General features: G+C 43.9%; 20 protein-coding genes and 1 other RNA gene. 6 read left to right on the forward strand and 15 right to left on the reverse strand.

Annotated features, from left to right (window positions below; all coding sequences use genetic code 11):
- Positions 1–23: 23 nt before the first annotated feature.
- Genes ACKGJO_RS12740 through ACKGJO_RS12750 form a run of 3 tightly spaced genes read right to left on the reverse strand, consistent with a single transcriptional unit; the run spans position 24 to position 2,394 of the window.
- Positions 24–701, reverse strand: a complete 678-nt coding sequence (locus ACKGJO_RS12740; RefSeq protein ID WP_411323822.1) for a LytR/AlgR family response regulator transcription factor — start codon at positions 699–701, stop codon at positions 24–26.
- On the reverse strand, positions 698–1,729 hold the full coding sequence (locus ACKGJO_RS12745; protein ID WP_411324090.1) for a sensor histidine kinase: 1,032 nt from the start codon (positions 1,727–1,729) through the stop codon (positions 698–700). Before ACKGJO_RS12745 ends, ACKGJO_RS12740 begins: the two co-directional genes overlap by 4 nt.
- Before the next feature lie 2 nt (positions 1,730–1,731).
- Positions 1,732–2,394, reverse strand: coding sequence for a hypothetical protein (locus ACKGJO_RS12750; protein WP_411323823.1), 663 nt, complete (start codon positions 2,392–2,394; stop codon positions 1,732–1,734).
- A gap of 216 nt (positions 2,395–2,610) precedes the next feature.
- Between ACKGJO_RS12750 and ACKGJO_RS12755 the strand changes: the two genes are divergently transcribed.
- Positions 2,611–3,642 (forward strand): isoaspartyl peptidase/L-asparaginase family protein, encoded by a 1,032-nt coding sequence (locus ACKGJO_RS12755; RefSeq protein WP_411323824.1) that lies wholly within the window; start codon positions 2,611–2,613, stop codon positions 3,640–3,642.
- Between the two features lie 444 nt (positions 3,643–4,086).
- Here the strand turns inward: ACKGJO_RS12755 and ACKGJO_RS12760 are convergent, their stop codons facing one another.
- Positions 4,087–4,875 carry a hypothetical protein gene (locus ACKGJO_RS12760; RefSeq protein ID WP_411323825.1) on the reverse strand — a complete coding sequence of 263 codons (789 nt, stop codon included), beginning with the start codon at positions 4,873–4,875 and terminating at the stop codon, positions 4,087–4,089.
- 159 nt (positions 4,876–5,034) lie between these two features.
- On the opposite strand from ACKGJO_RS12760, the gene ACKGJO_RS12765 reads away from it, so the two are divergent.
- Positions 5,035–6,570, forward strand: coding sequence for a glycoside hydrolase family 53 protein (locus ACKGJO_RS12765; protein ID WP_411323826.1), 1,536 nt, complete (start codon positions 5,035–5,037; stop codon positions 6,568–6,570).
- A 140-nt stretch (positions 6,571–6,710) separates the two neighbouring features.
- On the opposite strand, the gene ACKGJO_RS12770 is transcribed toward ACKGJO_RS12765, so the two are convergent.
- The 5 genes from ACKGJO_RS12770 to ACKGJO_RS12790 form a co-directional block, all read right to left on the reverse strand.
- Positions 6,711–7,547: a purine-nucleoside phosphorylase gene (locus ACKGJO_RS12770; protein WP_411323827.1), complete on the reverse strand. Its 837-nt coding sequence runs from the start codon at positions 7,545–7,547 to the stop codon at positions 6,711–6,713.
- Positions 7,548–7,588: 41 nt separating this feature from the next.
- Complete coding sequence (locus ACKGJO_RS12775) at positions 7,589–8,257, reverse strand: DivIVA domain-containing protein (RefSeq protein WP_411323828.1); 669 nt, start codon at positions 8,255–8,257, stop codon at positions 7,589–7,591.
- Between the two features lie 44 nt (positions 8,258–8,301).
- Positions 8,302–8,658, reverse strand: coding sequence for a hypothetical protein (locus ACKGJO_RS12780; protein WP_411323829.1), 357 nt, complete (start codon positions 8,656–8,658; stop codon positions 8,302–8,304).
- 8 nt (positions 8,659–8,666) lie between these two features.
- Positions 8,667–8,987 carry a hypothetical protein gene (locus ACKGJO_RS12785; RefSeq protein ID WP_411323830.1) on the reverse strand — a complete coding sequence of 107 codons (321 nt, stop codon included), beginning with the start codon at positions 8,985–8,987 and terminating at the stop codon, positions 8,667–8,669.
- 61 nt (positions 8,988–9,048) lie between these two features.
- On the reverse strand, positions 9,049–9,753 hold the full coding sequence (locus ACKGJO_RS12790; protein ID WP_411323831.1) for a YggS family pyridoxal phosphate-dependent enzyme: 705 nt from the start codon (positions 9,751–9,753) through the stop codon (positions 9,049–9,051).
- Positions 9,754–9,956: 203 nt separating this feature from the next.
- Between ACKGJO_RS12790 and ACKGJO_RS12795 the strand changes: the two genes are divergently transcribed.
- From ACKGJO_RS12795 to rnpB, 3 genes are all read left to right on the forward strand, one after another.
- Complete coding sequence (locus tag ACKGJO_RS12795; protein WP_411323832.1) at positions 9,957–11,018, forward strand: Nif3-like dinuclear metal center hexameric protein; 1,062 nt, start codon at positions 9,957–9,959, stop codon at positions 11,016–11,018.
- 10 nt (positions 11,019–11,028) lie between these two features.
- On the forward strand, positions 11,029–11,763 hold the full coding sequence (locus ACKGJO_RS12800; protein WP_411323833.1) for a zinc ribbon domain-containing protein: 735 nt from the start codon (positions 11,029–11,031) through the stop codon (positions 11,761–11,763).
- Positions 11,764–12,019: 256 nt separating this feature from the next.
- Positions 12,020–12,391, forward strand: an RNA gene (gene rnpB, locus ACKGJO_RS12805) — RNase P RNA component class A.
- Positions 12,392–12,453: 62 nt separating this feature from the next.
- Here the strand turns inward: rnpB and ACKGJO_RS12810 are convergent.
- The 5 genes from ACKGJO_RS12810 to ACKGJO_RS12830 all read right to left on the reverse strand — a co-directional run bounded on the left by ACKGJO_RS12810 (position 12,454) and on the right by ACKGJO_RS12830 (position 17,224).
- Entirely contained in the window at positions 12,454–13,728 is a 1,275-nt protein-coding gene (locus ACKGJO_RS12810) for an MgtC/SapB family protein (protein ID WP_411323834.1), read from the reverse strand.
- 47 nt (positions 13,729–13,775) lie between these two features.
- Complete coding sequence (smpB, locus tag ACKGJO_RS12815; RefSeq protein ID WP_411323835.1) at positions 13,776–14,255, reverse strand: SsrA-binding protein SmpB; 480 nt, start codon at positions 14,253–14,255, stop codon at positions 13,776–13,778.
- A 78-nt stretch (positions 14,256–14,333) separates the two neighbouring features.
- Positions 14,334–14,750, reverse strand: coding sequence for an outer membrane protein assembly factor BamD (locus ACKGJO_RS12820; RefSeq protein ID WP_411323836.1), 417 nt, complete (start codon positions 14,748–14,750; stop codon positions 14,334–14,336).
- Positions 14,751–14,758: 8 nt separating this feature from the next.
- Complete coding sequence (locus ACKGJO_RS12825) at positions 14,759–15,973, reverse strand: site-2 protease family protein (RefSeq protein WP_411323837.1); 1,215 nt, start codon at positions 15,971–15,973, stop codon at positions 14,759–14,761.
- Between the two features lie 15 nt (positions 15,974–15,988).
- Positions 15,989–17,224 (reverse strand): arginine deiminase, encoded by a 1,236-nt coding sequence (locus ACKGJO_RS12830; RefSeq protein WP_411323838.1) that lies wholly within the window; start codon positions 17,222–17,224, stop codon positions 15,989–15,991.
- Between the two features lie 119 nt (positions 17,225–17,343).
- On the opposite strand from ACKGJO_RS12830, the gene ACKGJO_RS12835 reads away from it, so the two are divergent.
- The gene (locus tag ACKGJO_RS12835) at positions 17,344–18,195 is read left to right on the forward strand and encodes a transglutaminase family protein (protein WP_411323839.1); all 852 of its coding nucleotides are present in this window, start codon (positions 17,344–17,346) and stop codon (positions 18,193–18,195) included.
- 25 nt (positions 18,196–18,220) lie between these two features.
- On the opposite strand, the gene ACKGJO_RS12840 is transcribed toward ACKGJO_RS12835, so the two are convergent.
- The gene (locus ACKGJO_RS12840) at positions 18,221–19,687 is read right to left on the reverse strand and encodes a sensor histidine kinase (RefSeq protein ID WP_411323840.1); all 1,467 of its coding nucleotides are present in this window, start codon (positions 19,685–19,687) and stop codon (positions 18,221–18,223) included.
- Positions 19,688–19,700 lie beyond the last annotated feature (13 nt).

The raw sequence follows: 19,700 nt of genomic DNA on the forward strand, positions 1-19,700 counted from the left end.
ATCGTTGAGAGCGGTCGTCTTTTTTATGTCGTGTACCTTTGAAGAAATGCTTCCTTATAAGAATGGCCGATCGGGATAAATTTATCCCCGATCTTGATCCTGTTGCCTTCCAGGAACTCGATCTTTGAAAGGGAGACGACATACGACCTGTGAACCCTGCAAAACTGATCATCGGGCAAGATCCCGGAAAGCTCTTTAAGCGAATGATAAAAGGTTATGTTCTTATCAGCTGAGTGAAGGGTTATGTAATCGCCCTGACTTTCGGCAAACAAAATGTCATCGTGTAACACCCGGTAAAGTTTACCATCCGCTTTTACCGTGATGGCAGAAGATGGTCCACTCGCTCTTTCACTTTGAAGTTTGACCTTATCAATGGCTTTAAGGAAACGCTCAAATGAAAAAGGTTTGAGCAGGTAATCGGTGACCCCAAGTTCAAAGGCATCAATAGCGTGTTCGGAATACGCTGTTGACAAGATGATCTGTGGTGGCGCACTCAGTGTTTTTATGAAGCTGAGACCCGATAGTTTGGGCATGTTTATATCCACAAACATAAGATCGGCGGTATGACCATCAAGCCAGCTTCTTGCCTGCAGGGCATCCTGACAAATTCCGGCTACTTCTGTATCAGGGCAGTCAGTGATGTAAGTTTCAAGGATATCCCGTGCAGCCGGTTCATCGTCTATGATCAGGCATTTGATCATGTGAGCTCCATGTATAAATTGGTTTTAAAGATGAGATCATCGGACGATAATTCAAGCCCGAATTTATTTGGATAGGCTAATTCAAGTCGCTTTTTGGAGTTCTCAATGCCGGTTCCTGCCCTTAGTTGGTTCTGTGAATACATATTGACAGGGATAGAGTTTTCGGCTGAAAATTTCAGCGTGTTGTCCTGAATTGAAATATGAATATGTATAAAGCCTTCATCGCTTTGCAGGTCAGCATGCTTGAAGCAGTTCTCTACAAAATTGATCAGCAACAAAGGGGCGATCTGAAGGTCACCGGGTTTTCCATCGACCTTAAAAGTGATCCTGGAGGGATCGTTCAGCCGCATTAACTGCATCTCTACATAATTACTCAGATAATCAATTTCATCTTTCAGGGGGGCGCGGTCTGAACCGATCTGATCCAGAACATAGCGCAAAAGATCAGAAAGCTGAAGGATCATATTTGGAGCTTTATCGGTCTTCTTCAATGCCTCACTGTAGATCGCATTCAGGGAGTTAAACAAAAAATGCGGGTTTACCTGAGATCGTAATGCCTTTAGTTCTGCCTTTTTATTCTCTTCCTCAAGTTGAGCCAATCGCGCAATGTCCTGTTGTTGAGCGAACCAGTTTCTGGCAATGTCGATCATCTGAAAGACAAAGATGTAGACTAAACTGAATCCAATGATCTCTATCGGTTCATATAAGGCCACAAAGTAATAGTCGGGAAAGATCCATACAGAAAGATCATTGAAACTGAACAGATAGATGAAATAAGTGGCACCGAGGAGGAAAAAGAAACTGACACCATAGCCTATAAACTTCCTATCCAAGAGTAGCCTTTTGAAAAGAACCTGATCATGGGCGTGGACAGCAAATATCATGGGTATATGAAACAAGCAAACATAGATCAGATCAAGCATTCGGATCGTCTCAGTTTGGGAAAAGATCTGAAGCGTGAGCCAGAAAGATGCCCCCCAGAATAACAGCCACTGAAAGAAACGCGATCGGACTATGTTGGTGAGCACTTTCAAAGTTGAATTCTTTTGAGATTAATGGGGTCCCTATAGGCTTCCGACATAGTACCGTATTTGATGATAAATTTCTGAAGCTCTTCAGTCCCTGCTGTGATCAAAACGGAATCATTCGTTCTTTCATGTTTGATGCGAACCCTGCTTTCGCTTATCTGCTCCTCGATCCATGAGTCTTTAAAGAGGCTGATCACCAAACTGTCTTCCGTGAGACGTATTTTCGAAAATGTGTGAACCGGCAAATAATGACTGTTTTCAAAGTCAAAAGAACCGAAATCCAGAGGGAAAAGATCGAGGTAGTGATCACCATTAAGCATGGCAAAGGACCCAAAGAAGTAGGAGGAATCGATACGATTTTCATTCAAGTCTTCATAAATGACCATGTAGGAATGATCACCTGTATCTGTTGAGTCACCGCCTTCATCCGTCATGGTAATAGAGAATGTTTCGTTACCCTGAATCCCTGTCATTTTAAGATCTTCGAATTCCCCGTCTTTGATAAAGGTCCAGCGCTGATCATCTTTTTCCCAAACGCCGGTGATACCGTCAACTGCAACGGCTTCCTCTTCACTTACAAGTGGGTGCAGGGATTTTAGAAAACAGCCGCTTAATGTTATAGAGAGTCCCAAAGTCAAAAGTATAAGCTTGATGTAGGTTGTCATAGGTCTTCGATTAGTTATGAGTTCGAAATAAAGAAACTGCAGATAACAAATGGAAGAAAAAATATTCGATGAATAGGGGTATTTCTTCGATGAATGAGGTTTTGTCTGGGATCAGGAGGATCGATTCAGCTGCTAAAAACAGTAAAAGGTGAAATCAGTTCTTTAAATATCGATGAGAGTGCTGTATAATCTGACAAACCAAACTCAATGATCGTTATGAAAAAATATCTATCTCTCTTTACCATATTTTCGTTATTGATACTTACCTCAGCCTGCCAGCCAGTAGAGGAGTCAAACACTGAGCCACAGGAAAGCAGGGAATGGTCAATAGCCCTGCATGGCGGAGCCGGTTATGTTTCCAAGGATATGCCTGAAGATCGTAAACAAGCGTATATGGAATCTCTTGAAGAGGCTCTTTCCATAGGTTCAGAGATCCTCGAAAATGGCGGCACAGCCCTGGATGCCATTGAAAAGACCGTAAATTACCTTGAAGACAATGAAATGTATAATGCCGGAAAAGGCGCTGTATTCACGTCCGAAGGTCGCAATGAACTGGATGCCGCGATTATGGACGGTTCAACCCTGAATGCCGGTGCTATAACGGGCGTTACCACGGTTAAAAATCCAATCTCGCTGGCCCGTAAAGTTATGACAGACTCCAAGCACGTTTTCTTTTCTGCAGACGGAGCTGAGACGTTTGCTGACCAAACCGATGTGGAACGCGTGGATCCTTCTTATTTCTATACCGAAAGCCGATATCAGTCACTGCAACGAGCACTGGAGCAGGAAGAAGAGGGACAGTCAAGCCTGTTGCCTGTCACCGATGAGCAAAAAGCCTGGAAGTATGGAACCGTGGGAGCCGTTGCCAAAGACGTGAATGGAAATCTTGCGGCAGCAACATCCACCGGCGGTATGACGAACAAGAAATACGGCCGCGTGGGTGATGTGCCGATCATTGGATCAGGAACCTATGCCAATGATGAAGTGGCGGTATCAGCCACCGGATGGGGAGAGAAGATCATGCTGAATGTTTCAGCTCACACGCTGGCTATGTACTATAAACTTAACGAAGCGACCCTGCAGGAATCCATGAACTACTTGGTGGACGATGTCCTTGAACCGGGTGATGCCGGCTTCATCGCCGTCGACAAATATGGTAACTATTCCATGAAAACAAACACTGGCTCCATGTTCCGCGCAGCAACAGATTCCGATGGCAACAAAGAAGTGGGGATCTGGGAAGACTAGGTTTAGTTTTGAGTTCTTTGTGACGGAGGACCGGAGACGGAAGACCGGCTTGGACTCGCTCCGGACGCTCTGCGTCTGAGCGAGAACAATCACTTGAATATTGGAAATTGAGTGTTGGATATTGAATATTCACCAACCCGGTCCAAAACATAACGTTCCGGCACTAGCGCAGGCGTCTCGCCTGTGCGGGGGATACGATGAACCGGTTTTCCAAGCCAATATAGCCCACAAGTCATCCTGATGGTACTCCTGAAGGATCTTGCCTTTGTGAAATTAGTAATTTGCTATAGACAAGTGACTCGATACAGGCTCAGACATCCGTTGCCATAGTAACATCTCATGCTTCGCTAAAGGCAGCCGCAGCGTATTAAAAGCAAGCCCAATCACTTGAACATTGGAAATTGAGTGTTGGATGTTGAATGTTCACCACCCCGGTCCAAAAACCTAATCCAGCCCCATTCTAAACTGATCCCTCAGCTCCTGAATATACACGCCGATATCATTTCTAAGCTCAAAGAGGCGGGCATGCAGGTCTAAATATTGATGGGCCTTGAGCAGTTTCTTTTTCTTGAACAGCGGCATCAGCTCCAGACCGTGATTGGCACATTTCAGCGCCTTCTTGGAATAAGCGATGTTGGCGCCGATGTATTCAGGTTCAAATCCAAATGAATGACCGCCGGCAACCTTAGCACCGATCTTAAGCGTTTCATCTACAAAATCCTGAAACTCCTGGGTTTGGTATTTTGGATGGATCGTCTCCGCCCATTTCAGGACATCAACAGCCAGATCCTTGGCATCAACGAAGATCCCAAGATCATCAATATCGGAGTGATCGGAGTACATGTAATCGTCACTCAGGCTTTTCCATTCCTCACCATCTTCAAAATCATCGAAGTCATCTTCATCGGGACCCATATCCATAAAATGATCACTGGAATCACCGAACAGAAAATCCTCGTCATCCCAGTCGTCCTCTTCATCATCCCAATCGTCTTCGTCCTCGGGAAAATAAGCTTCGTCCATTAACAGCTCTTCTTCCACATAGGCTTCAAACGCATCATCCTCATCCTGACTTTCCTTTAGCAGGGTCAGCCATCTCGGGACGTTGCCTTTGGGGTCAGAAGCTATGAATTTCCGCAACTGTTCGCTCTTTCTCTCGACTTCGTTGAGGTGTGCTTCCCACTTGAATTCATCCCATTGGTGATCATCGAAACCATCAAAATGCTGAGGCATATAGGCAGACAATTAGTTGGTGTTTATTATAAGAAAAGAATTGTGAGTAGTTATGCAATACTTTGTGGAAAAATAACGCTTTTTGTGGATAATTAATCTGTCTGTTTGGTAAAAATTTAAGCTTTATTTTATGTGGCACTCACTAATATTCGGCAGATAATGAAACGAACACTCACGTTTTTTTTACTTTTACCCTTGGCGCTTTTAACGGCTAATTCAGCCAAGGCGCAGGATTTCTATTTCGGTAATGATCTGTCTTATGTAAATCAGATGGAAGATTGTGGGGCTGACTTCAAAGAATGGATGCAGCCAAAGGATGTTTATGATCTGTATGCTGAGCGTGGTAACGATCTGGTGAGAGTACGATTGTGGGTTGATCCGGCTTGGCAGGAAGAGCTGAATCAGCCTGCCGGGGTAAAACCGGTATACAGTAATTTCGAGGATGTGAAGGAAACCATACAGAGAAGTAAGGCAGCCGGCATGCAGGTTTTGCTCGATCTTCATTATTCAGATTTCTGGGCCGATCCCGGTCGCCAGGTGATCCCATCCCGATGGTATGATATTGCTTTTGATGAAGAGGCCCTGGCTGATTCTGTGTATAATTACACTCATAAGGTTCTGTCTGACCTGAACACTGAGGGACTGATGCCGGAAATGGTACAGGTGGGTAACGAGACCAATAGCGGAATGATGACGCATCGCTCGATGGACGAGAACTTTGAGGCCACAGAGCCGATCAGCAGTTCATGGCAGCGACACGCCAAAATGTTCAATACAGGTATACAGGCTGTGAGAGATGTATCAGCTACATCAACTGTTGATACCAAGGTGGTTCTTCATTACGCAGGTGTGGGCAGTGGCCTTGATTGGTGGTATCAAAATGCGATCAGTAACGGTATCACTGATTTTGATGTGATCGGTTTTTCATACTACTACGCATGGCACGGAAGCAGCGTTGAAGCGGTAGGTGAACAGATCGGATCCCTGTCACAAAGCTACCCGGATAAAGAGATCATGATCCTTGAAACCGGTTACCCGTGGACTGATGAGAATTTTGACTCCAATGGAAACATCATCACAGATACCACTCCGGAATACAGTCCTCCTTCACCTTCTGTACAGCTCGATTATCTGGTGAACCTGACCAAAGAGGTCATGGCATCTGGCGGGCATGGGGTGATCTTCTGGGAATCAGCCTGGGTCACAACCTCATGCACTACTCCCTGGGCAACAGGCTCGTCTCACGATCATGTGGTCTTCTTTGAGCCGTTCACTGATAACTTTATTGGCAGCGGTGGTGGGCTGTGGTTGGATCCCGGTTTCTATGTAGACATGAATTCGATTCAGGTGATCTACAAAGTGGATATGAACGGTCAGGATCAATCCAATGGAGTCTACATCGCTATTGATGAAAATGAAGACGGCTTAAAAATATCCAAACGAATGTATCATGAAGGGTATGGGATCTACAGCTATACCACGTATTTGTCGCCCGGTACGGAGACAGCAAGTTTCTTTCACACCGGCAGTGATCCCCAAAACAGAGAAACAGTTCCTGCGGCCTGTGCCACGTCAGGTGTTCGTGTGACCACAGTTAGCAACGCCAACATGGAGACGGGTTATCAGTGGGGGACCTGCGATGCCATCGCAGGAGCAGGTTCACGTGATCTGCTGCTGACTATAAGTGCTTCATAGATAATGAAAATATGAGTTACATGTGCTACTTTGGCAATTGCGATACCTTGATTTTGCAGCACCTCAAAACCTGATCTGTTTGGGAACCCGAAAGCATTTTCAGGCTCTTGCAGAGTTCATAAAGGCAATTTATAACAAGATCAGAGTCGCGCCAGCACTTCAACGATAACCTGAGTCATTTTCGGCTCGGCCATGGCAGCTGCAGCCAATACATCTTCTATCACAACAGGTTCAAGGGCATCCGGAAAGCATTCATCTGTGATCACGGAGATGCCAAGCACATCCATGCCCATATGAACGGCCGCAATAACTTCGGGGACGGTACTCATACCAACCACGTCAGCCCCGAGCCGGCGCATATAGCGGTATTCGGCTTTGGTTTCAAGCATAGGTCCGGATGCAGAAAGATAGACGCCCTGATGCATTTTAATGGAGTTTTCGAGAGCCACATTTTCAGCCAGTTCCAGCAGGCGTTCGGTATACGGTTCACTCATGTCAGGGAAGCGCGGACCTAATTCATCATCATTGGGGCCGATCAGTGGATTATCCCCTAAAAAGTTAATGTGATCCGTTATCAGCATGATCTCGCCCTTTTTGTAATTAGGGTTGAGTCCGCCGCAGGCATTACTGACGATAAGTGACTGAGCCCCGATGGCTTTGGCGACTCTTACCGGGAAAGCGATCTGCTGCATGGTATAGCCTTCGTAGTAGTGAAAGCGACCGTGCATGGCTACGATGTCTTTTCCACCGAGCTTACCGAAGATCAGCTTGCCGTCATGTGTTTCCACCGTTGATATAGGAAAGTGAGGGATCTGATCGTAGTCAATGGTGTGCACCGTATCGATCTCATCGGTCAGTTGACCCAAGCCGGTCCCTAAAATAACAAGATATTCCGGCTGAAAATCGGTCTCACCTTTAATATGATTGACCGCTTCATCTCTTTTAGCGCGGAATTCTTCAACAGTATCGTACTTCATAAAAGTGTTGTATTGTATTGGGGCAGGATCGTGCTAATTGCTTAATCTATTTCATCTAGGATGTCATCCAATCGGTCACTGCCGGGAGGGAAAGCGTGGTCTTCATCTTCTTTTCTGGATGTTGTTTCCTCTTCACCTTCATCATCCAGGTCTTCATCGTCTGCATTTTCATCCAGCATGAAGCGGGCTCCGCCACCGTTACCCGTATTTTCAATGGCTTCTTGCAGGTTGACTTCTTTGGGTAGTCTGAAGACATCCATTTCATCATTGCCAAATTGTTCAATAGATTTTTTGGCGTTATCCAAGTAAGAAGAAATGCCGTTTATGATCTCCTCTCTGCGATCCAGTAATCGTAAAATGCTCTGCCGGATCTGTTGACGATTATGATTGGCTTCCTGAATGATAGCATTGGCTTCCATTTCAGCTTTTTCGATCGTGCTTTTAGCCTCCTGACGGGCACCGGTCATTTTCTGCTCAACCGATTCCTTGGCGGTTTGAAGGGTTTCATGAAGGGCGTCTTCAACACGTTCGTAGTGCTTCACTCGATCCTGAAGCTTGTCGATCTCCTGTTCAAGTTCTTTGTTCTTGTTCAGCAGGTTTTCAAATTCATTCGAAACAAGAGTCAGAAAGGCCTGAACGTCAGCGGTGTCATATCCCCTGAGGTTTTTTTCAAAGGTCTGTTGTTTGATTTCAAGCGGAGTAAGTTTCATAAATCAGTGATTTTAGTCGTCCTTAAGCTTATTTAAAGTAACATTTATTCATTTAACATGTTACGCAAATTGCTGTTGTTGTCACGATCCTCTTTGCGTGAAGAACGGATCTCTTCCTCTTCTATTTCGATATCACCCATACTTTCGTGCTCCCCGTCTTCAACGCGATATCGTTCTTCCTCCAGTTCAGCAACTTTAGCTTCAAGGGTAGCTAATTTCCGTTCTGTGTTTTTCTTGAATTCGGCCAAAGCCCTGAAAAACTGTGGATCCAATTGAGAATTACCGCCTTTTCGGTTGATCCACTGCTTGATAAGGCTGAATATGTTCCAAAACAAAAAACCGGCAAATCCGAGCCCGCCTACAATGGCAATGGCTGCAATTAAAAACTCTTCTGGTGTCATATAACCCCTTAATTACGTGTTGGTGTTTTACCTTGGCTGTGAGCTGAATTATCGGGATTTTGATCCTCAACTTCATCATCAATTTCAATATCGCCTAACGAACCTGAGGTCTTGTTCGCAGAGTTTTTGCTCTGTTTCTGAAGATCTGATTCCAGTGTGTCTATCCTGGATTTAAGATTATGCACCACTTTTCGCAGTTCATTCAAGTCCCTCACACTGGTCATTCTCTTTGACTCCATTTCCATTTCTTTTTCTTTGAAAGCGTATAAGAGTCCGCCTGCTATGGCAACAATAGCCACAATGGCGAACCATGGTAATCCGAATAACATAAGCCCTAATTCTTGTGTTAATTACTGTTTGTGCTCAGATAAATTGATCTACGGGAAAACATCAATCATAGTTGCGCTCGCCAAAAATGGCGCTGCCGATCCTGAGCATGGTTGCACCTTCTTCGATGGCTACCTTAAAGTCGTTGGTCATACCCATGGAAAGATGCTCAAGTTGTACACTGCCTTTGTTATATTTTTGATGGGAATCGTACAGTTCTTTCAAAAGCTTGAACTCGTCTCGTACTTCTTCAGGATTATCAACAAAAGTGGCCATACCCATCAATCCTTTTACCTTCACATATTTATAATCCTGGGCTGACTCCAGAATGCCGGCAAGGTCTTCCGGTTTGCATCCTCCTTTTTGTTTTTCATCACTGATATTGACCTGTATCAATGCATTGACCACTCGATCGGCTTGACCGGCGCGTTTATCGATCTCTTTCAGGTACTTGGCTTTTTCAACGGAATGGATCCAGTTTACACGGTCAGAAATGTACTTGACCTTGTTGGTTTGGAGGTTCCCAATAAAATGCCATACAATGGCTGTATTGGAAATACTTGCCATTTTATCCTCCAGTTCTTTCATGCGGTTTTCGCCAAAATGGAACTGCCCGGCGGTAACGGCCTCCAGAATTGCTTCATTGGGCTTGGTTTTACTGACTGCAACCAGGGTTATTTCTTTGGGGTCACGACCTGCAGATTTACAGGATTTCTCTATTTCTTCGTGAATAGAACTTAGATTTTGGGGAATATCTTCATTACTCATATCAAAAATGGTGGTTTTTTAAGGATTCTAAGTAATTAACTGTAAGATAAGCTTTTATCATTCATGAATAAGCCTTATTTTTGGAAGCTCTAAAGACATTGTAATTAATGGTTATTTATTGAGATTGATAAAGCTCAAAGTCATAATTCAACATTTTTCTTCGACGAGAAGGTCGGATTCAATAAAACAAGGGGATAGATAGCATGTCAACCCGAATCCGACAAATATCTACCTTCCTCGATCAGTGGGCTCCACCACAGGTAAAAATGGATTACGATAACGTCGGATTGCTTGTCGGAGACCCGAACGCTTCTGTAAGCTCAGTACTTACCTGCCTTGATATAACCGACGCCGTTGTGGCTGAAGCTATCGAAAAAGGCAGTGAACTTATTGTTGCCCATCATCCTCTGATCTTCAGTAAGATCGGAAGTATCAATCCCACAGATGAACAGGGGCGAATTATTTACAAACTGATTAAGAATGATATCGGCCTGCTGGTGGCTCACACTAATCTGGATGCCGCCCTTGATGGCGTATCCTTTGTGCTTGCTAACATTCTGGGACTCGATAACCTTCGGTTTTTGGACAAGAACTACTCCATCAGTCGAAAGATCAGGCTTATTACCTCCCATACCGACAGTGATGCCGTGTTGAAACTGCTGAACTATCATTCAGCAGAAGAAGCCCATTACTTTGAGGTGAATAATCGTCAGGATGGCCTGAAATGTTTTGAAGCGATCATCGATCAGCATAACGTTTCGGTGCTCAAGAAAGCGCTCAAAAATGAAGGCATGCTGAAAGAAGGGAGTTTTCAGGTGATAGACCTGGCTTCGACCACTCAAAATTTCGGTATGGGTGTGATCGGTGAATATCCGGAAGAAGGCATCGGTAAGAACGAATTTCTGCATTTGGTTTCAAAAGCCCTGGACGTGAAAGCTATCAGGTTTTCCGGTGATGTGGATCGAATTAAAAAGGTAGCGGTCTGCGGTGGCGCCGGTGTCTTTCTGAAAAATAAAGCCATCCAAGCAGGGGCTCAGGCGTTTGTGACTGCTGATATCAAATATCATGACTATTTCACCGAGAAGGATGACTTCCTGCTCGTTGATGTAGGCCATTATGAAAGTGAATTCCCTATTGCTGAAGCCCTGAAAAATGAACTGACCGAAGCATTTGAAAATGTGGAAGTATCGGTCACTCGTACTGTAACTAATCCGATGCAGATCTATGTGTCGGACCCCGAACCAAAAACTATTCAACAAAGTTGACCCTCACTCCATGAATGAAGTATTACAAAAATTAGCGAACCTGCAATACATTGACAGCCGAATTGATGAGCTTAAACAGTTAAGAGGTGACCTGCCTGAAGAAGTACTCGATCTGGAAACAGATATAGCCCGAAAAGAGGCACGTCTGAATAGCCTGACTGAAGAAAAGCAAAACCTTCAGGTTGAGTTGGATAATCTGAAACTGGATCTCCAAAGTTCAAAAGAGAAGATCGAGAAGTATGAAGAGCAACAGCTGAGTGTTAGAAATAACCGTGAGTATGATGCCCTGACCAAAGAGATCGAAGCTCAGAAACAAGTGATCGAAAATGCTGAGTCTCGCATCAAAGAGATCGAGAAGAGGCAGGAAGAGATAGAGCCCGAGATAGAAGTAGCTGAAAATGCACTTGAAGTTGCACAAAAGATGTATGATGAAAAAAGCAGTAACCTTGACGATGTTGTAAAGTCAACACAGGAAGAAGAGGATGAACTGCTGAAAAAACGCAAGGAAGTTGAAGATGAGATCGACGACCGCTACATGCGCAGCTATACGCGACTTCGTGACGGACTAAATAACGGCATGGCCGTTGTGGCAATGGATCGCGGAGCCGCACTTGGTATGGCTCTGCCTCCGCAAACACAAGTGGAAGTTCGCCGTAAGAATAAGATCATCATAGATGAGAATAGCGGGCGTATCGTGGTAGATCAGTCATTCTTCGATAAAGCCAAAAAAGAGCTTTCTATCTGATAGTAGCACATTCAATGTAGAATTTTAAAAAAGGGAAGGCTGGCCTTCCCTTTTTTATTTGGTATGGTTTAGTCATTTGATGTAATAACCAAAGAAAAGCCGTATTTTAAGAAAGCAGGAAAGCCGGATGATCGCCCGGCACATACTTGTTGGTTTATTTCTGATTTTAGAGCTTAAACCTGTCGTTGTCACCCTGAGTGTAGCCAAGTCACATTTGGTCACAAAAGTTAACCGCGAAGGACCTCAGGGATTCAATTAGGGAAGTAAGTTAATTTTCGGATTGAAGAAACAATTATGTGCCGGGAGGAAAGTCCGGACTCCAACAAGCACCGCGCTCCCCGATCCGGTTCAGCCGGCGAAGGGGAGGCTGAGTGAGAGGAATCTCACTTTGACAGACAGTGCAACAGAAAACAGACCGCTTCAAACATAATTGATTATGTGTGAAGTAAGGGTGAAAAGGTGAGGTAAGAGCTCACCGCCCTGTATCGTGAGATCGGGGGCACGGTAAACCTCGCGGGGAGAAAGTTCATGCAGATGGTATATGCCGCTTGTCGTGACGCCATCGGGTGGGACGCGACAGATAAATGATCATCCTCGACAGAATCCGGCTTACAGGCTTTCCTGCTTGAATTTATATCAAAACCTTGCTCCCCAAAGGAGTGAGGTTTTGTTTTTTAGAACCGTCGTTGATCATACAAATAGCCAAAAACTGAGCACACCACCGGTAGAGATAAGAACGATCAGCCATAGCAGTTCCAGGCTTTTCTTCCAGCCCGCAATGAAAAAGAAGAACCCGGCTTTTACCAAGGTATTGGAAATAACGGATATGATGATGCCAAGAGAGGCTACGGCATGGGTGATATCATTTTGTGCCATTTTGGAAAGGGATAGAGTAATTGCATCCACATCCATCAAACCTGAAAGCAGAGCCAGTAAATAGATACCCTCATCCCCAAACCATTCTTTTAAGGCCGTAGAGAGAACTAAAATAACACCAAGCAGGGCTCCAAACTGCAGAGCTGTTTTAAGTTGTAATGGATTGCCAAGGTCAAGAGTAGGGTTATCTTCATCGGGTTCCTTTCCTGAACTTTTATAAAGCCATCCCACGCAGCCAAAGGTAAGTATAAGCATGGCTGCAAGAGGGATCCACAGGGGGTGCAGAAGTTCGGGGTTTACCACAGAAACTTCCACAAATACACGAACAAACATGATAGCGGAAGCTATTAGCACACCGGCTATATAAACCTTGTTTCTGTCTTCTGCGGTTTGTTTACTGATCTGAGCCAGACTTATTGTAACCGCCGTTGATGAAGCGAGTCCACCAATGATAGCGGTCAGAATTGTACCCTTTCCCTCACCGATATATTTTACAAGGATATAGCCTAAAAACGAGAGTCCCGATATCAGCACTACCATCCACCAGATCCAGTATGGATTGAGTGCTTCCCAGGGGCCGTAGCCTTTGTTGGGTAAAATGGGTAAAAGAATAAGCGAAATAATAAGCAGCTTGATACCGGCATAGATAACTTCCACATCGATCTTTTGCAGCCATTTATGGAGTACGGGTTTCATGCTGAGTAAGGTCATGACAACTACCGCGCTGCTCAGAGCTTCGATTTGACTTCCAAGGGCTGCCCAGATTCCTAACACAAAAGTCAGAATGAGGGCGACTTCTGTGGTGATACCAATATCCTCTTTATCCAGAACTTTTATTTCAAAAATGTAGGAAGCAATAACAAGTGCCGTAAAGGATAGAATTGAAATAGGTATCATCCATTCACCGGCATGTGGTACTAAAGCCGCAGTTATGCCGCCAAGGAGCCCAACCAGACTAAACGTTCTAATACCGGCAACCCGGTCGCCCTCATCCTCTTTTCGGCCATACCAACCGCGCTCGGTTCCGATCAGTAAGCCTACGCCGAGGGCAGAAAATAATTTCCAAAGTATGTCTAACTCAGGGTTCATATTTGATAATAAGCAAAGCTACTCAAAATTAAGAATGTAATATTTAGCTACATATTGATCTTGTAGTTTCCCTTAACGTTTCGTTCTATTTGTCGCTTAGCATCTTTTTCTTTAATGGACTCTCTTTTGTCGTACTGCTTTTTACCCTTGGCTACACCGATCAGAACTTTGGCATTACCATACTTGAAATACAGTTTAAGCGGAACAATGGTATATCCTTTTTGCTCGGTAGCTTTTTCGAGCTCTCTGATCTCCCGTTTATTGAGTAATAACTTTCGGGGACGGGTTTCATTATGATTGAAATGTGAGCCGTGTTCATACGGCTTGATGTACATGTCCCTCAAAAATACCTCACCGTTTTGTATATAGGCAAAGGAATCTGCAAAACTGGCCTTGCCCTGCCGCAGTGATTTCACCTCCGTTCCCTTAAGAGCAAGTCCGGCCTCATAGGTCTCTTCAACATTATAGTCGTGGCGAGCCTTACGGTTCTGTATGGTAGGTGTTGTCTTTTTTTCTTTGTTGCTCATGGGAGCTGTATCTAATGAAAGGGCTTATTTGATAAAATTGCCAGGTAAGGCGTATGCAATACGCCCTAATCTTACGGTTTATACTTGAAAGCCGAAATCTTTTAGTTGTTCCAGGACATCTTCAGCAGGTTGCCGGTCAGGGAAGGTTCTGTAGATACTCAATATCTGTTCGATCTCAGCTCTTGCTTTTTCATTTTCAGGATTGAGTTCCAAAACGGCAACAAATTCCCTGAGGGCATTATTGGCATTATCCCGCATTTGAGAAGGATCAGCATTATAGATCAGATAAATACCGTGTTGTAAATGGACCTCTTCCCGAAGTTTTAAGGCTTCTTCAGAAGATGATTCGTCTAGCAAAGTCATTGCTTCATCAAATTTAGCTTCGGTGACCAATTGATCTACCTGTTGCTCGAGTGTCATTTGAGTCGTGTTATCAGATTGCGAACAGGCGGTTATAATTCCAAAAAGGGCAATGGCCAGTAATACTTTTTTCATAATAATATTTAGTTCATGTAAATAGGGTTTGGGCTGATACAGAGTATGAAGATAAGCATACTTAGCCAGCCTATCACGCGACGTGTGGGTGTTAATTTTTCTTCAAAATCAACGGGAGGATGTTCGACTCCTACTGCAAAGGCGATGAAAAAACTCCATACAAGCCATATAAGAGAGGCCTGACCGGGTTCAATGCCCCCAACCAGATAGCTGTAAAACCAAGAACCGGCTAAAGAGACTATCATCATGCTGTAAGTCCAGCCGCGGTCTGTGCGAAAGGCCTTGTTCATAAGTAAGAGAAGAATAAGTGCCCATGCAATCCATCCAACGATCGGCAGATCGATGTATCCTGAAAGATACGAGTTGAGAAATGGCATAACCTCAGCTCCGGCCAGTGCGGTTACAAGGGTAAAAAATAATCGTGCTACTACGCGGTGTCTTCTGTATCCGATCAGTGAGTATAGTATATGCCCACCATCAAGCTGCCCAACCGGCATCAGATTCAAAGCTGTAAAGAACAAACCCAGCCATCCCGCGAAAAGAAATGGGAAGTGATACATTTCCCACATTGGAGGTACGTTGTCAAACAAGGAAGCGAGTCCGGTATAAAGAAGTGTGTTACCTATGGTCAGAACACCCTGTTCGGTTCGGTCTGTGATGTGTTCGGGATAGGTCCCATTTTGAGCAACGTATTCCTTGAGCTCATCATGACCGGCAAAATTCATGACATAATCGGGTTCAGGCAGGGTTGCAAAGCCGATCAATAAAACCACAATGGCAACGATGAATCCTGCCACAGGACCGGCGGCTCCAATATCGAAAAGCTTATGCATCTTTCGGATGCGCTCTTTGATCCGGATCACAGCACCGAGTGTACCGATACCAAGTGGTATGGGGATGTAGTAGGGAAGTGTCACTTTTACCTTATGGTGTACAGCGGCAAAGTAATGCCCAAATTCATGAACGGTTAAAAAACCGAGCAGGAGTCCTGCAAAAAGCAGGCCTCTAAGTAGATCGGTAGTGTTGGGTAAGGCAAAGGGAAACAAAACGGGATCAAGCCCCACAAAGTTAGCCCCGGTCATCGTTACAAAAAAGACCGTTAACAGAAACAAGACGGCATGTTTTATAATGGTCTTGGTGTCCGGCTTGTTCTTGGGTTCTTCTTTGGTAGAAATTACCTCATAGTCTGAATTTATCTCTTCCTGAAATGGATTTTCGCTCAATAGTCTCTGATGAATTTACTGGGTTAAACTCTTTCTTGAAATCGGCATGGTCATACATCTGGCGCCACCGCGTCCGCGGCATAGTTCATGCCCCTGAAAGCTGATGGCGATCTTTTGGTCTTTTCCGGGGTTGAAGTCTTTGTCGGCAAATTCTTCCACAAACTCGAATTGTGTCATTAGGTCATAGCCATGATCCACAAGTGTGTTAAAAGTGTTGGTATTACGTTCATATCCGACAATTATTCCGGGTGCTAAAGCAAAAACATTGGCGCCATCGGTCCATTGTTCCCGAAATTGATTGGTTCTGTTCTCACCGCCACATTTGATGAAGTTGAAATCTCTGGCGGTTGCTTCCTCCAGGGCGCTTTTTAAAGAGGGTTTGGTTTCAGATCTGATCGAATCACCGTCTTTAAACAGGGCAACTACATTTTCTTGTTGTTCCATGATTGCAGGAGGAAAGGCGATGCATTCATTTTCGTCTGCAAAGGTAAAAATAGTATCGAGATGCATAGACGAACGTTGCTTGGGGATATCAACTGCCAATACCGTTTCTACCCCTCGCTGAAGTAACCCTTCGGTTCCTTTCATAAGTCCACTGAAGGATGTCCGCTCACTCATTCCAATGAGCACCAATTTATCAGATACCACAAGCACATCCCCGCCTTCAATGGATTGTTGGCCGGAAATCCGAATGGCATTATTTCTAACAGATTCAAACATTGGATGATACTCAACCAGTGTCTCCATCATCAGTGATTCCCTGAGCCGGGCTTTTTTAGCAGCCCGTGAGATCAATATTCCGTTTCCAACAACTGCTGCAAGGTCTCTTGTAAAAAGGAGATTAGGCGATGGATGAAGGGTGAAGCCCTTTGATTTTTCAAGGTAACCTTGTATCACGAACTTGAGCAGGTCATCAGGCGATAACTGATGCAATTCTTTTTCAATGACGTGTAGATTTTCTTCCGGAAATTCTTTGATCAGCTGTTCAATGAAATACGAGCGGGCATCTTCAATTTTAAATACATCCTTGAACAGATCTACGATCTCGATGACTTGCCCGTCTTTTGGCATGGCAGCTTTAAAGATATCTAGCATATCGAGGTGTTCTCCCCGTGCGTCTTCTTCAAAGATGATGTCATCGAATAAGAGTTCATCCTTAAGTTCAGGGTTTACCAGAGAAACTTCGTGTCCGGGTGTATGAACGATCACTCCCTTTAGGTGACCGATCTCAGAAGAAACATTAATGTCCATATAATGGTTGTCTATGTAGGTTAACAGAACCGTTAAATATAACGGATAACAAGAGCATTTATAAGAAGTAATTGGATCATTGAATTAATATCTTCAATGCCAATCTGAAAACGTATATAATGACCTCAAAATCAGAGATAGAGTCGCTTTTATTTTTAATGGATGATCCGGATCCATTTGTACAGCAAAGTGTGCAAAACAGGCTGCAAGAGCTTGGAGAACGCGCTGTTCCGCTGCTGGATCAGTATAAGTCGACGGTAAAAGGCGCCGATGCCAAAGAAAAAGTGAACGAGGTGATCCATAACCTGACCTTTAATACACTGGAGTCTGACTTTATTGAAGTGCTTGAAGGAGGCTTGAAAACACGGAAATCACTTGAGGTAGCTGTTCTGACTATTGCCCGTTTCGGAAATCCAACCCTGCGTATCAGTGAGTATCAGAAAAAGCTGGATCATTTCGTGCAGATGGTTGAGCCGCAGGTTAAATATAAGCTCGACGAAAAGCGAAAGATGAAGCGGTTACTCAATTTTATTTTTGAGGACTTGAATTTTCATGGCGATGCAGATAATTATCACGCACCGGAGAACTGTTTTTTGGATCAGGTGATCGATCGACGCAAGGGACTTCCAATTTCTTTAAGCCTGATCGTAATGTTTATGGCACGGCGACTTCAAATGCCATTCTTTGGCATCAATATGCCCATTCATTTCATGCTGAATTATGTGGGAGATAAAGAAGAATTGCTTGTCGATCCCTATGATAACGGGGCTATTGTTACCTACGATCAATGCTATTTCTTTTTGAAAAAGAATAATGTTGAACCCCGACCTGAGCATTTTCAGATGGCAACCAATCTGGATATCGTATTACGCTGCCTGAGGAATCTCATTCATAGTTATGAGCGTAAAAAAGAAATGGAGCGGGTTGAGGACCTTAGCAGGCTGCTGAACATAGCCGAGATGTACAAATAGAAGTAGGTCAGATGAAATTTACGGTCTAACTTTGTGGAAATGTAAAGGTAAAAGTAGTTCCTTTCCCTTTTTCAGTTTCGATATTCATTTTTGCATTTAGCTGATCTGAAAAGGATGTAATGAGCATGGTACCAAGACCATTACCCTGATCCATTTCAAAATCATCGGGTAAACCGGGGCCATTGTCAGAGACCCTGAGCAGTATATTTCCGTTCTTCTTTTTCACAGTTATTTTGAGCTCACCATGCTTGCCTTTTTTAAAAGCATGTTTGTAAGCATTTACCACCAATTCATTGATCAATAATCCGGAAGGGATTACCTTATCAGGGTCAACTTCAATTGTATCAAGATCAAAATTTAAAGATACATCATCCTCATATTCAGTAAAAGTACCATGAGTAGCCTCAACAAGGTCCTTGATGTAATACCCCAGATCGATATCGGTTAAGGATTCAGTTTTATAAAGTTTTTCGTGTATTAAGCCTATGGAGTGAATTCTATTTTGGCTGTCCAAGAGTGCATTTTTAGCTTCTTCACTATCTGTATTACCCAGCTGTAATTCTATCAGTCCGGAAATAATGGCGAGATTATTTTTGACCCTGTGATGAATTTCCCGTAGTAGAGTGTCTTTTTCTTTTAGAGATTTTTGGATATCCTGAGTCTTTGAATTTACACGGTACCGTAAAACAAAAACCCATCCTACAATGAAAAGAATTGCAATACCAATTGCGCTCAGGATAAGGTTCCGGTAAAAACGAGGCAATTGTTCAAACTCAAGGTCATCAGGAGTTCTCAAAAATAGCTTATAGGATCTCCGCTCAGGGAACTCAGGATTGTACTCGGTGATAACTCCTTTGACATGTATAACATCACCCTGCCTTAATATTCCAAAATCAAAATCTTCGTAGAACACATGAAAGTTGGAAACATACACCATAATGCTTTTAGCTGTCTCAGCCAAAGAGATGATAACGTATTTCCCATTGAAAGTGGCTCCTTTTTCTATCACACGACCGGTTCCCTCAGCCATCATTCCCAGATAATTGGCTGGATCCTCTGCTACTTTTAATAGAGGTTCAGGAGCAGGCAGGCCGGATGAACTCGGGTGAACAGAGTAGGAGGTGACCTGAACTTCAATGAGACCGTTATATTGGTCGATGTATCCATTTACAACAAGGCTATCACCCACCCGGAAGGGAGTTTCAATATCTTGTGCAAAAATGGAGATTCCGGAGCTATCATTTTGAACGAAAGCCTGTAAAAATTTTTCATGAAGTATCCCGCTGTTGATATTTGCAATGCCAGTAACGGTCACATCTTCTTTAATGTAATCCGGAACCTGATCACCATCAAGGTCCGTACGGATCTGATCGAAGGTCCAGATGGAATCCGACTGAGTACTTTGAGATTGGGCTGGCAGGTATAATGCCGTGAATACCAAAAAAATACCGGTAAAGCCGATGCGTAAAAAATTTGTAATAATTTTACTCATTTATTGAGAAAAT

This window comes from Gracilimonas qinghaiensis (genome assembly GCF_046602855.1).
Lineage (GTDB): Bacteria > Bacteroidota > Rhodothermia > Balneolales > Balneolaceae > Gracilimonas.

What these genes read in the sequence shown, in the direction of transcription:
- ACKGJO_RS12840 (WP_411323840.1), bottom strand. Translation starts at nt 19,687, where the DNA reads ATGAGTAAAATTATTACAAATTTTTTACGCATCGGCTTTACCGGTATT.
- ACKGJO_RS12820 (WP_411323836.1), bottom strand. Translation starts at nt 14,750, where the DNA reads ATGAAAAAAGTATTACTGGCCATTGCCCTTTTTGGAATTATAACCGCC.
- ACKGJO_RS12810 (WP_411323834.1), bottom strand. Translation starts at nt 13,728, where the DNA reads ATGAACCCTGAGTTAGACATACTTTGGAAATTATTTTCTGCCCTCGGC.
- ACKGJO_RS12750 (WP_411323823.1), bottom strand. Translation starts at nt 2,394, where the DNA reads ATGACAACCTACATCAAGCTTATACTTTTGACTTTGGGACTCTCTATA.
- ACKGJO_RS12795 (WP_411323832.1), top strand. Translation starts at nt 9,957, where the DNA reads ATGTCAACCCGAATCCGACAAATATCTACCTTCCTCGATCAGTGGGCT.
- ACKGJO_RS12790 (WP_411323831.1), bottom strand. Translation starts at nt 9,753, where the DNA reads ATGAGTAATGAAGATATTCCCCAAAATCTAAGTTCTATTCACGAAGAA.
- ACKGJO_RS12765 (WP_411323826.1), top strand. Translation starts at nt 5,035, where the DNA reads ATGAAACGAACACTCACGTTTTTTTTACTTTTACCCTTGGCGCTTTTA.
- ACKGJO_RS12785 (WP_411323830.1), bottom strand. Translation starts at nt 8,987, where the DNA reads ATGTTATTCGGATTACCATGGTTCGCCATTGTGGCTATTGTTGCCATA.
- ACKGJO_RS12780 (WP_411323829.1), bottom strand. Translation starts at nt 8,658, where the DNA reads ATGACACCAGAAGAGTTTTTAATTGCAGCCATTGCCATTGTAGGCGGG.
- ACKGJO_RS12830 (WP_411323838.1), bottom strand. Translation starts at nt 17,224, where the DNA reads ATGGACATTAATGTTTCTTCTGAGATCGGTCACCTAAAGGGAGTGATC.
- ACKGJO_RS12755 (WP_411323824.1), top strand. Translation starts at nt 2,611, where the DNA reads ATGAAAAAATATCTATCTCTCTTTACCATATTTTCGTTATTGATACTT.
- ACKGJO_RS12770 (WP_411323827.1), bottom strand. Translation starts at nt 7,547, where the DNA reads ATGAAGTACGATACTGTTGAAGAATTCCGCGCTAAAAGAGATGAAGCG.
- smpB (WP_411323835.1), bottom strand. Translation starts at nt 14,255, where the DNA reads ATGAGCAACAAAGAAAAAAAGACAACACCTACCATACAGAACCGTAAG.
- ACKGJO_RS12800 (WP_411323833.1), top strand. Translation starts at nt 11,029, where the DNA reads ATGAATGAAGTATTACAAAAATTAGCGAACCTGCAATACATTGACAGC.
- ACKGJO_RS12775 (WP_411323828.1), bottom strand. Translation starts at nt 8,257, where the DNA reads ATGAAACTTACTCCGCTTGAAATCAAACAACAGACCTTTGAAAAAAAC.
- ACKGJO_RS12760 (WP_411323825.1), bottom strand. Translation starts at nt 4,875, where the DNA reads ATGCCTCAGCATTTTGATGGTTTCGATGATCACCAATGGGATGAATTC.
- ACKGJO_RS12740 (WP_411323822.1), bottom strand. Translation starts at nt 701, where the DNA reads ATGATCAAATGCCTGATCATAGACGATGAACCGGCTGCACGGGATATC.
- ACKGJO_RS12835 (WP_411323839.1), top strand. Translation starts at nt 17,344, where the DNA reads ATGACCTCAAAATCAGAGATAGAGTCGCTTTTATTTTTAATGGATGAT.